Genomic DNA, 11,616 nt, shown 5'->3' with positions numbered 1-11,616 from the left:
GGCTAGGTGTCTGTTTAACGGTTTTATTGTTAACCCACCGCGATCACGTTAAACCGGCGTGACTTGAAGCTGATCGTCTCTTTGAATTCCTCCACCTTTCCGATGCGACGGATGCTCGCCCATGTTCCTTTGTAGTAGGGCACCACGTTGCGGTCGACCCATGGCGTAGTCAAATCTCCCATTACACCGTTGAAGTGTCCAAACTGCATGAAGGTTTGATTCCGTTTGATGTCAGGCTCCACATAGGCCAGCGCATAGGACGAACCGTAATCGTTGAACACTTCGACCACATCTCCAGATTCAATTTTCAGCGCCTGTGCATCATCGGGATTGATCTCCAGATAAGCCATCGGCACGCGCCGCTGTACGAAATCGTTGTACTGGTCGTGGTAGAGGGTTTGCCACACTTCGTTGATGCGTCCATTGTTGACCCAGAACTGGTGTTTCTCCTTCTGTTCCGCTACTGGTTTTGGCAATCCTGGCCATGTAGCTGGCTTGAACTCTGCTTTGCCGTCCGGCGTATCGAATTTGTAATCGGTGTAGAGCATTTCGGTGCCGATCAGCTTGCCGTCTCGGTACTCCTTAGTGGGTAACTGGACACCATTGTTGCCCATGGCTTTCAGCCGCTCGTAGGTGACAAGATTACCCGTGGTCCCGCCCTGACTGTCGATTGGGCCTGCGCCGGGTTGGCCAGCCATCCGGAAGCCGTCATTGAAGGCGTCCTCCTCGCTATTCCAGTCGAACCCTGCAAAGCGCGCCGCCATGTCCTGTTTACCTTCGTCCGTATACATCTGCCGAAGGGTGTTAGCGATAGCCGCTGCGATCAGGCAATCGGCTTTCGCCGAACCGGGAGGATCCATGAATTTTTGTGACAGGCGCATCCGCCGTTCCCCGTTCATCGAGGTGAGATTCATCTCACCCGGATGGGTTGCCGGTAGCATCAAATGGGCGGCTTCTGCCAGCTTGGTGGGGTAGAGGTTGATATTGGCGAGGAAAAGCCCGCCTTTGTTTTTCACCGCGTCGTAGACCGCATCCACCATCTGCGCGGTTGTACCGCCGCGAACGTTGGCCATGGCCTCCCTGACGATGCCGGCGCGCTTCAGAATGACCGCACGATGTTGCTCGGCATTCAGCGTGGTCTGGAACGGGTTGGCTCCCCACGCCGTGTACATCATGCCCTTGCCGTTGATGATTTCCTGATCCACATAGATCTTGGTACTGCCTGGATAAGGGGGGCGTGTGTAACCCTCTTGATGCCCACCCATCCGTACCACACCAGTACCTCGTCTGCCGACGTTGTGGGTCGCAAGCACCAAGTCGACCAAGGCGGACTGGATGAGGTAGTTGTCATTGCCCCAGATGATGCCTTTTTCGTAGGCATGCATGGCATGGGGGCGGTGCCCAGAGGCTTTGGGTTTGTAAGCCCATTCGGCGGCCATCTTGAGCTTGTCCACCGATACACCAGTAACGCGGCTGGCTTCTTCAAGCGACATTCGATTGGCTTGAAGTGCCTGATCAAACGCCTTGGTATGGGCCGCGATAAATTCCTGGTCGTGCCATTTTTGGTCAACCACGTAAGTCAGCAGGCCATTGAACAAGGCGATATCCGAGCCAGGTTCGATATCCAGGTGAAGCACGTTGTCCTTGCCCGCCGCTTGCTCGGCGACTGCAATGGTTGGTGTCCTGCGAGGGTCGACAAAAATAACCTTGGCTGGAGCAACGGTTTCTCCTGGGAAACGCTGCTTACGTTTGTCGACTGTCTGCCCTTGCAAGTTGGGAAGCCAGTGCGCCAAGAAGTAATTGGTTTGGGTTTCGTATGAGTTGCAACCGATCGCAACAATGACATCGGCCAGCTCGGCGTCTTCGTAGCTGTTGTTGAGTTCACCAATGCCCATCTCGCGGGTCGCGTGGCACTCGGAGTTGTAGGCTGGGCGGTTGTGGATGCGTACCAGCGGCGTTTGCAATGCCGTGAACATCAACTTGCCAGTGCCCCAGGTATTCTCGAATCCGCCTCCAGCGCCTCCATGATCGAAGCAGTCAAAGGCGAGCGAGGCAGGCCCATCGTTATCAAGAATCTTCTTGGTCACCCCGGCGTAAAGCGCGAGAGCATCATCCCAACTGGTATCTACCCATTGGTCAGCCACATACACACGTGGACTGCGCAACCGCTCTTTACCTACACCATCGGGGCTGTACATGACCTTGGCCAGTTGTCCCCCTCGCGTGGACGAGAGCCCTTTATTAACGTCGCACTGTTTGTCCGGCACGACCATGATGTTGTAGCGCTTACCGTCCTTGTCGGTAACCGTGTTCTGCATTGCCGGCGTCATGATGATAGCCATGGGGGGCAACTGTTTACGGAAGTCGAGCCCTAGCGCATTTTCATCGGGGGCTCGTCCGCCTTCCTGATTTTCCGGCCATTTGTACACGTGATAACCGCAACCCACGATGCAGAAGTGGCATGTCAGGTTGGTCTTTTGGGCATCTGTCGGGGGCAGCGCCATGCGATCTTTGTTGGTTGCCATTGTTAATCTCCTTATGAAAGGAGGTTGGACTGACGTCCGTAGATCAACCCTTCGACGGCAACAGCACGTACCGAATCGTCATTGGGGTTGTACTCAAGCACTATGCTCGGCAGGTTCTCTGTGGCCTGGCCGGAAACCATTTGGCCAATATTTTCAGGATCGAAAATACTGAAATGACAGGGGCACTTGAACAACTTCTGCCCGGCGTCATAGGCGACCGGACAACCCATGTGTGTGCATAGCGTGCTGAAGGCGACAATATCGCGATCTGGGCCAACGCCACCCGGGACGGGAGCGCCCATCTTGATCAATGCGCAGGGTGAAGCCGCGTCGGGATAGGAAAACAGGACTGGCGTGTTGATCTGCAATTTCTGCGCTTTGGTCAGCGCCTTCATTTTGTAGGGGAGATTCACTCGCCCCTCTACCGTTGGGCTTGCAGCCTGTGTGAGTTCGGGTAGCCCTATTGCTACGCTTGCAGCAGCCCCGCCTCCCAACTTCAGGAAGAGTCTTCTGGATATCGATGCCATCTCTGCCTCCGCATTGCGCTTGCGATGCAGTCGGCCCCGTCTGAGTCGTAAGCGACGATAACTTCAACTCATTGAGCATAGTAGATCCCCTGATTCCTTTGCCGAATTGGGGCGAACTACGTGTGATCCGTACCTGATTTCGTCGATATTTCCGACTGGTGGGTTGCTGGGTTATCTGCCTGTTCGCAGAGGACTTTCTGGATTCAGATACCTTTTTTCATCATGGGCGATTGGTACGGCGCATGAAATATGCAACTGGCAATGCATATTCGGCACCCCAACGGATCACTAAGTTAAATTTGGCAGTGAGTCAGGTCATTTGCTTTCCTGAGACACGGTCTAGAAAGACATGGGTAATTCCCACCGCGAATGGCTACATTTGGCCGATTTCTGCCCGCCGTGACCGGCTGAAACCTACCCATAGCCCACACTTTGCCAAGGCACCTCCGCTGGAAAGATCCGCGACAGAACACAAGCCAGTTAAAAATGAATTCTTGTATGTTTATGGATTTCCGCGTACCAGGCGCTCACTTACCTGTACAGGAGCTCATCGCTTCCCATTTTTTAACGACGCAATAGCGCGAGTAAGCTCGGCAAGCTCCTCTTGCCTACTTGTGATCTCCGCTTTGCTGGGGATGAAATAGTAAGCGGCTGCGACCAAAGCCAAGGCGATTGCGAACTGAGTTGCCGCTGTGGCGATCCAAAAATTGCGCCAAACATTTTTGCCAGCGGCTTGGAACAACTGTGTGGCATCGCTGGCTGCTTTGTTCGCATGTACAAATTTTTCGCTTAGCTGTGCAGCAGCACCTTGGGCTGTCGCGCTCGCCAAATTGCGCAACGATCCTTCAATCGTGGCAGGAATCTGCGCCAAGGATTGATCCACTTTCCCCTCCAATCGCTGCAATTTTTGGAGGAGCTGATTCACGGCTGCGCGGTCATTCTCTGCAGCTTCGAGGATATTTTGCGCAGCTGTCACTATCACTCTGACTCGATCAAATTGTTGCGGATCCATTTGCGACATCGTACGTACTCGGATTCAGATTAAGGTTTCATCGCATGTGAAAGGAGATTTCATGAGTAGGCTCGTGCTTGAGCGTAGGACCAGCCTTTTCACGATTGACGGAAAGGTCTAAAGGTCCCATTTCAGGTCCCGCGAGCATTCTTTCGAGCCACAATCCATCCGGCAAATTAAGATCGACAAGATCCTGCACCTGGGCGAAATGCATGCCGCCTTGAGCATCCATCACCAGTAGCAACCCCCCGGCCCCGACAGGTTTTTCTTTACCCAGCGTCAATCGCACCAGGTCCAAATAGGCCCGTGCTTGTTCACGCGACAATGGATCAGTTTCCGACACCGCTTGCCGAGCAGTCTGGTCAACCATCTCCTCGATGCCGCCGGGCCTTAGCGATTCCGAATCCGTAAAAGCGTCGAGGTAAGGCACCACCCGAGAGATCAAAGGGGCCGTGTCGCTTTTAGCGGAAAGTTCGACATACCAGTGAACACTCTTGGACGTCTCGACCAACATGGCGTTTTCGCGCTCTAACGCCAGGGAAAGGAGTTGATGCCTACGCTTTTCCTTTTTCAGGCTAGCGCCCTTCATCTTGAATTCGATCAATCGAACCAAGCCGGGAAACGTGAGTAAAACGTCGCCCAATTCCTTATCTACGGGCGTCTGCTGGAGAAGGTTCACCACGCTCGGGAACGGAGTATTTTTGTTGAGATGGGACCGAACCGAGAATCCCAAGGAATAGAGAAAATTCCCTATGACCACATTCTCGTAGACTTTCACAAGCACCTACTTACAGATCAATTCTGATTTGTGCAGAAAACCCCACGACTACGCCTCGACGGAAATGCCCTAGGCGTGTGTCACTTGCCGACAAGTGGCAATATGCCACATTATTCTGCAATTGCTGTCTGCGTCATAAGTATTCGCTTTAGAAAACTGCGAAATTGCACTCCACTTGACCAACCGTTCCCGAGCGAGAGGTGATTACAGCTGAGTTGGGAGAGATGCCCAATCAGGTGGTCGTTGCGACAAGCAATAGTCGGAGATAGATTGGCTGTGGGCAATTTTTGATCGCGCCGAAATCCTTTGGGAGATTGGTATGACGTTCAGTACTGATGCGAATGAAATCGTTCGGGAATCGCTGGTGATTGAGATTGAAAACCCATCTCAAGGAGCGGAGCGCTCTCGGCATAAGGTTGTTATTACTGTGGATGTAAAGTCCCAGGATCTAGTCGGTGCTTACGTTTGCTCACTAGAAATGCTTACCCGGGCATTTCTCGCTCAGCTGTACCCCGTTCCTGCGGAAACGATTTCTTCCATCGTCTCCATCACGGTTCCTAAAAAGCCGGTGCCATCGACGCTGCTGCGTGAGGCCCGAATGCTGGCACAGGCTAAAACCGAGATCCTTCAAAGTAGCGACTGGGTAACAGCCAGCGAGGTCTCGAGCCTCGCACACTTCAGCTCCGGTAACCCCAGCTCGCAGCCCAACAAATGGAAGCATGCCGGGAAAATTTTTGCTCTGAGACATGAGGGCGTCGATTATTTCCCGATTTACGGGCTCGACCCGGGGCAAGGATTTCGACCGTTCTCTGCACTGAAGAATGTAATTGCGACCTTGGCCACGATGAAAGATGGGTGGTCAATGGCGATCTGGATTGCGTCGCCGAACACGTTCCTCAGTGGGAAGCGTCCGAAGGAAGTGCTCTCTGCCAATCCCTCAGGCGTGCTCGCTGCGGCAAAGGAGGAAGTGTCCGGGGTCATCCACGGATGAACATTCAGTGAGGCTGCTGTCATCACCTGGCCGGTGATGTGACTGGGCCAACAAAATCGACTCCCTCCTGAGATCCACCGAGCTGAAATGCCGATTGTGATGGAACGAGGCGCCACAATTGGGCCTCCGGCCACGACGGGAGCATGCCTTTGCGTGCTGATTTCGTAAAAGCGGGGAATGTCATCGAGCACATGCAGATCATCTTTGAGGCAGTGACTTTGCCCTCGAAGAATTGTAATCATCAAGATGTTTGTTCTGTTGCGGGCGAGAGCAACGAGGCAGTGCACAACTCCAGTGGTCTGTTGTAAAACACTGTGAATTTTGAGTCCCGGAGATTGCGCATTCACCAAAGCTACATATATATTTTGGCGATCGTCGAGTTTATCAGTGAATACTTACGAACGAAGTGTAAAAGCCCGCTGATGCACTGCGTAAGTCTAACAATCTCGGAAAGGTAAAGGAGTAAGAAGCTAAAGAAGACAAATATATAATGTGGTTGTTCTGATTTATTTATTGGCTTGTGTTATTTCTGATAATAATTTTCTTGTTTGTAAGTAATGGCTTCTTTTTTCTAACGAGCATGATAACGCAGGAATTTGCGTAAAAAGCTCTGCTCTTTCTATTTTCAGTTCTCCGTCGAGGTGGGGGATTCGAGTGAGATGATTGCGAACTAAATTCGCGAGCTTGCAATCGCGCTCTTGCCAATCAACGTTAGAGTAGTTTCCGATACGACCGCTTGGGAGACAACAAGTTTGTGCGCTCAGCCATTCCCGGTCATTTCTATACAGCCATGCGTAAATGTTTGGGATCACAGATCGGATGCACTTTGTACTCGCACCAGAGTTCGCGGCAACGACAGCCAGCCATTTAGTACGATGCTGAAGTAGTAGCGCCTCCCTATGCTGTCCTGCCCTTGCTTTAAGCACCGCCGGCTCCGAACGGAGCAGCCTGTTTACGGTGCAAATCGAAACTCCGAATTGCGAACAGATCATATCTTTCGAATCGCCGTTTTGAAGGCATTCCAGTATCGCCGCTCTAAGCCGCGATTTGAGTTTTTTGGGCTTTCGAATAACCGATTTTTCGGAGATGGTGGCAGCCTTGGGCTCATTTACCATGACAGGCTTGGTACTGCTCGCGTGCTTGATTTGAAATGTCTGGTCGGGTGCGCGATCCAGGCGATCGTAGGCCTCAATGAACGCGTTCAATCGGCCAAAAAGCCAAGTGATAAAAGTCAGGTGCTTGAGCGGATGGCAATGGCCACGCGGGTTGCGGGTTAGCTGATCAATGAAGGCTTCTGCCCTCTGAGCCGTGATAGGCAAGGAGTTGAACGGTGGATATGGCTGGATCTGTGATGAAAATTCAGCGAAAGAAATCGCCGCTCTTACCCTCTTCGGTCCAGACAGCCCTAGTTTAATTAGCGCTTCTTTATAGACTGATCTCACTGTGTTTGGGTTAAAACGCCCGGGGATTCCGTAAGTTACAAGATCAAGGATCCCGGTACCTAGCTGGTGGAGAGCTTTCTCAGCGGCGCTTGAAGGTACCAACGCCGTAGGCTCTGCAAGAAAAACCTCGTTCGGTAAGGCCCATTGAAAGCTTCCCGACCATTGGCGATTTAAAGTGCTCTCTCTGAGCATGAAGCCATGAATAGGGCACAAAACCACGCCTGGGTACTGATGAGACAAGTGCCAGTAAGCAACTCCATAGGTTGTGCGATCAGTTGCCATACAGGCTGTGCAGGCCTTCAAAGGGTGCTCTGCGCCGAACCGGCCTGTCAAAAGCCCCAAACGATATTTTATCGATCCAATCTGAGCACTTTTCATCGTCTCAACCACGGCTGAAATTTGCTGTTCCGATTGAAACGGAAAGAAGACGGGGAGAATGGTGTGCTCACTGATAATCGATGTGGGGCCTCCCCATATGGCCTTAGCCTGGCTATTCAGGGCATCGAGGTTGCAAGGGAAATCGTGGGTGATAGCACAATGCTTTTCCCCGAAAAGCCAACTTAAGGTGGCCGAAGTATTCAGATGTGCCAAAAAGTGATGCTGGCGACTACAGAGGCTGTAAAAAATCTCATCTTCAAACCAGCGCACGAGTATGTCCTGCGATTGACCGCTTGAAGGGTTCATGGTTTTTTCCATCAGGCCGTTGCAGTTATGGTATGCATCTCCGATAGCTTCATGAAATTCTCCGTTGGTATTAAAACTAGCATGGTAATTACTTAGTGTTCATTTATAGCTCGCTCTCTTCGTGATGTTTTATCAAGTACCATGTCGGACTTTTAAATCGCTCATCAAAAGCGCTGTACTGCATGGCAAAGGTCCGTTGCAGCGCCTCCGGAGGCGCAAATTGGCAACTTTTTTTGGTTGTCAGCAGCTAATTTCAAGCGGTAACATGATTCGATTAATCAAAAAGGGAATAAGCCACTCGTTTCGGAAGTGGTGCCCAAACCTATGAGCTTCTTGTGGTGCTTGTCCCAGGCGGAAAAGCCGTGCGAGCGCACTTTGATAGAGGAATTCAGATGAAGTCTAGCTAACTGTGAAGCTGGAAGTCAGATAGACAAAGGCCCAAGTGCGACCTTGGGCCCCTGTGGATAAGTCAGATTAGGTGCCTGACAAATCCATTGTCTATTTCATACATGTGGGACGTCAAGTCCCGCACGACTTCGTTCGTCCACAAGATGCCGCGCGTTATCCACAGCGATGCGCGCGTGCAGCTGCCCGCTGGGTAAGGGGTTCGCTTTACGCCTTGGCTGTTATCCCCAGCCTAAACGGCGTGTGCGTACCCAAACGAAATTGGAAGCTTTGGATGAAAATGCAGGAAAAGTTTACGCTGATCATGAGCCGCCAGCGATGGTTCCAATGGGGGCGTGAGTATGTTCCGTCTACGTTGGCGGTTCCACGTGAAGCGCCGAAGGGCTCTCGGATTAGCAGGCTGAATAGCGGGAAGCTCGGCCGCACTTTGCATGTGCTCTCAACACCCGAGCGGGTGTTCACGCAGCTTGCACTCTGCCATCCAGATCTCTTGGATATCCATGAACAAAAAATGCTTTCGCCGTACAGCGCTGGGCATCCACTTCATGGACATCCGCTGACAAAAGGCACTTTTCCAACCCCTGTCCGTGGGACGGTTGAAATAGCCAAAGAGATCGGCTTCAAGCATCACATGTTCGTGTTTGAGGGCGACGATAACAGGCGCCAGAAAATGCCTTTTCCGTACCAAGGTGACCTGCTTCTCTACATGAAAGGTCATGACGGGATCCCTTATGCCGTTAATTGGACCGTCAAAGATCGAGCAGAAGAATTTCGCGAGAGAAGAAGCTCGAGGGCAAAGACGCCTTTTCAGCAGAAGCAGGATCGCGATCATGCCTTGTTGAGGACCGAGCTGGAGAGGAGCTATTACGCTAGCGCCGGCATCCGAACCGTGCAGGTTTCCCTGGACCGGGTTGAACCTGCAGTCATTGCAAACCTGGATATGCTTTTTGTCGTGCAAGACCTTCCGCTAAGCCATGACAAAACATTGCTCGATGATTTTAGTGCGGATGTCAGAGGAGCAGTCCAAGCAGGAACTCCAGTGGCGTATGTCGCTATCCAATACGGTGCACGATGGGGTGGTCGTGATCAGTTTATAGCCAGGATCTACCAAGACATTTGGAATCGAAAGCTAACCCTGAATTTTTTCAATCCGATCCTTATCGATCACCCTTTTTCCATTGAGGGTGGAGACCTGTTTTCGGTTTATGGCTCCCTCTTCGAGGAGACAGAGTCATGATGACGGGTTCACGACTTGTTGCACCAGAGGGGTTTCAATGCCTCTCCAAGGGCGTCATCTACCATTTCCTGAACAGTAACGGCAATCTGAACAGGGTTAGGCTCGTGATATTCAGTGACGAAGGTAAGGAATTGCGTGCCGAGCTCATCACGCTTACCAGAGTTGAATTTGAAGATGCACTTGAAAACGGCTGGGTGTTGGAAGACGGCTCAAGTGACAAATTCCCTCCCTGGCTTGCACCCATTGAAGGTGTATCAGTTACCTATTTGGAGGGTCACAGGCGCTCAGTAAAGGAAACCTACGACCAGAAGGTCAATCGGCGATTCGCGGCTATATCGGATCTAGTCATCCGCATGGATGAGATTTTTGCCAGCGATAATCCGGACAGCATTATTAATACGCATGCTAAGGAGCTACGACCACAGCAGAATGCTGCGCGACTGCGGTTATGGTTCTACACCTACATTACATTCGGGCAAAACAAATGGGCGTTGATGCCACCCCTCCACCGTATTGGTGGTTGGAACCGAGAAGTTTCTCCACGAAAATTGGGTAGACCGTCTAGAAAAGGAAAGCGGTCGGGTTATCCTTGCGACGCAATTATGAAGGGGGCGATACTTTCCGGTTTCTTGAAATTTAGGTCTCCGCATAAGACGTTGGCTGACATTTATCGTGAGGTTATTACTCGCGAATTTGGGTGCGAGTCATTTCTACACAAGAAATCGGCGGAATTCCGTCACCCGGAGGGCAAGGCATTTCCTTCATATAATCAATTTAAGTATTGGATCAAAAAATTGATTAGCCCAAAGGAGCTCAAGCAAGCGTTAAAGGGACAGCATAAAGCTCGATCTATTTCCGGCTCTGAAGGAAGCTTTGCTGAGAATATTGTAAATGTTAATCAACGTGTTGAGTTTGACGGATATTACATATCGGAAAAATTGTCTGGCCTCACAGAGGGAAGCGCGGTTGATAGCTATTGCGTGGTTCGCGCTTTGTGCGGCTTGTCCGGAGCCGTTCTGGGCATCGGCTTCGCGGAAGGGAAAGAAAATATGGATGCCTACAGGATGGCCCTATTCTGCATGGCTACCAATAAGGTGAAGTTCTGCGAGCTGTTTGGTCTGGAGATTGAACCTTGGCAATGGCCAACAGAGGGACTGTCCGGTGGTATTGTATTTGATCGGGGACCAGGGGCGGGCTTCGAAAGTGAGCCCAACATTAATTGGCTAAAATCCTTCGAATTGACTCCAGTTTATTCTGGGCAGTCCAAAGCGACTGTTGAGTCTTCTCATCCTCGGGATAAAAAGTCTCTTGAACAGCCGACGTATTTCCATAGCCGGCTGAACTTTGTTCAAATGGCCAAGCGTGAAATTTTGCGAGTCATTGAGGATAACATTACTTCGAATGCTGGTGCTCGAATGGACGAAGATCTGTATCTGGCTGGCGTCAAACCGACGCCGTTAGGCATCTACAACTATTGGAGTAGTCGTGGTCGAGATTCTTCGATCGGTATGCAATTTGATATTGCCATCAAGACCTTTCTAAGACCTTGCCCAGCCAGCATAAGGAGAGATGCAGTTTATTTATATAGTCGTAAATATAAATCTCAAGCGTTAGCCGCTACGGGCATATTTGATATGGTCGCTAGGAAGGGAGTTATTGAAACTACCGTACTTGTTTTGGCAATGTCTGTTCGGCATATTTGGATTGAGATTCAAGGCGTCTTGTATGAGTTGGACTTTGTGCGATCTGCTAGAACCACTTCTCTTAGTTCGGATCTTTCACTGCACGACCTCCAAGAGATCGATCAATTGCGACGTGACGAAGCAGCAGTGCTTCGGGATGAAATACCCCCGTCTCGTCAGTTGATTAGGGATCAATTTAAGCTTAATACGGGGGAAGATTGGGATGGTGGCGAGCGCAAGCTTGGGAGGCCCACTAAGGGAGGAGCCGCCCAGCGTGATACAGACGATTTCAATCGCTTCCGAGGTAAAGCCCAATGAACAGGCTAATAGCTA

The 11,616-nt window shown here is 51.2% G+C and carries 8 protein-coding genes; 3 read left to right on the top strand and 5 right to left on the bottom strand.

From position 1 onward, the window contains the following. Positions 1-29 precede the first annotated feature (29 nt). The 4 genes from KGB25_RS02385 to KGB25_RS02370 all read right to left on the bottom strand — a co-directional run bounded on the left by KGB25_RS02385 (position 30) and on the right by KGB25_RS02370 (position 4,842). Complete coding sequence (locus KGB25_RS02385) at positions 30-2,525, bottom strand: arsenate reductase (azurin) large subunit (protein WP_223434150.1); 2,496 nt, start codon at positions 2,523-2,525, stop codon at positions 30-32. An 11-nt stretch (positions 2,526-2,536) separates the two neighbouring features. Further along, positions 2,537-2,938: an arsenate reductase (azurin) small subunit gene (locus tag KGB25_RS02380; protein WP_223434149.1), complete on the bottom strand. Its 402-nt coding sequence runs from the start codon at positions 2,936-2,938 to the stop codon at positions 2,537-2,539. 661 nt (positions 2,939-3,599) lie between these two features. After that, positions 3,600-4,064, bottom strand: a complete 465-nt coding sequence (locus KGB25_RS02375; RefSeq protein ID WP_223434148.1) for a hypothetical protein — start codon at positions 4,062-4,064, stop codon at positions 3,600-3,602. 37 nt (positions 4,065-4,101) lie between these two features. Beyond that, positions 4,102-4,842 (bottom strand): hypothetical protein, encoded by a 741-nt coding sequence (locus KGB25_RS02370; RefSeq protein WP_223434147.1) that lies wholly within the window; start codon positions 4,840-4,842, stop codon positions 4,102-4,104. Positions 4,843-5,161: 319 nt separating this feature from the next. Between KGB25_RS02370 and KGB25_RS02365 the strand changes: the two genes are divergently transcribed. Then, the gene (locus KGB25_RS02365) at positions 5,162-5,833 is read left to right on the top strand and encodes a hypothetical protein (RefSeq protein WP_223434146.1); all 672 of its coding nucleotides are present in this window, start codon (positions 5,162-5,164) and stop codon (positions 5,831-5,833) included. 506 nt (positions 5,834-6,339) lie between these two features. Here KGB25_RS02365 and KGB25_RS02360 read toward each other — a convergent pair. Then, positions 6,340-7,959 carry a TnsD family transposase gene (locus KGB25_RS02360; RefSeq protein WP_223434145.1) on the bottom strand — a complete coding sequence of 540 codons (1,620 nt, stop codon included), beginning with the start codon at positions 7,957-7,959 and terminating at the stop codon, positions 6,340-6,342. 679 nt (positions 7,960-8,638) lie between these two features. Here KGB25_RS02360 and KGB25_RS02355 point away from each other — a divergent pair. Together KGB25_RS02355 and KGB25_RS02350 are read left to right on the top strand one after the other, a co-directional pair. Further along, positions 8,639-9,601, top strand: a complete 963-nt coding sequence (locus tag KGB25_RS02355) for a hypothetical protein (protein ID WP_223434144.1) — start codon at positions 8,639-8,641, stop codon at positions 9,599-9,601. Continuing rightward, positions 9,598-11,601, top strand: a complete 2,004-nt coding sequence (locus KGB25_RS02350; protein WP_223434143.1) for a transposase — start codon at positions 9,598-9,600, stop codon at positions 11,599-11,601. Before KGB25_RS02355 ends, KGB25_RS02350 begins: the two co-directional genes overlap by 4 nt. The last annotated feature ends 15 nt before the right edge of the window (positions 11,602-11,616 follow it).

The organism is Pseudomonas sp. BF-RE-21 (assembly GCF_019947305.1).
GTDB lineage: Bacteria > Pseudomonadota > Gammaproteobacteria > Pseudomonadales > Pseudomonadaceae > Aquipseudomonas > Aquipseudomonas migulae.
This window is presented reverse-complemented; position numbering and strand designations above follow the sequence as displayed.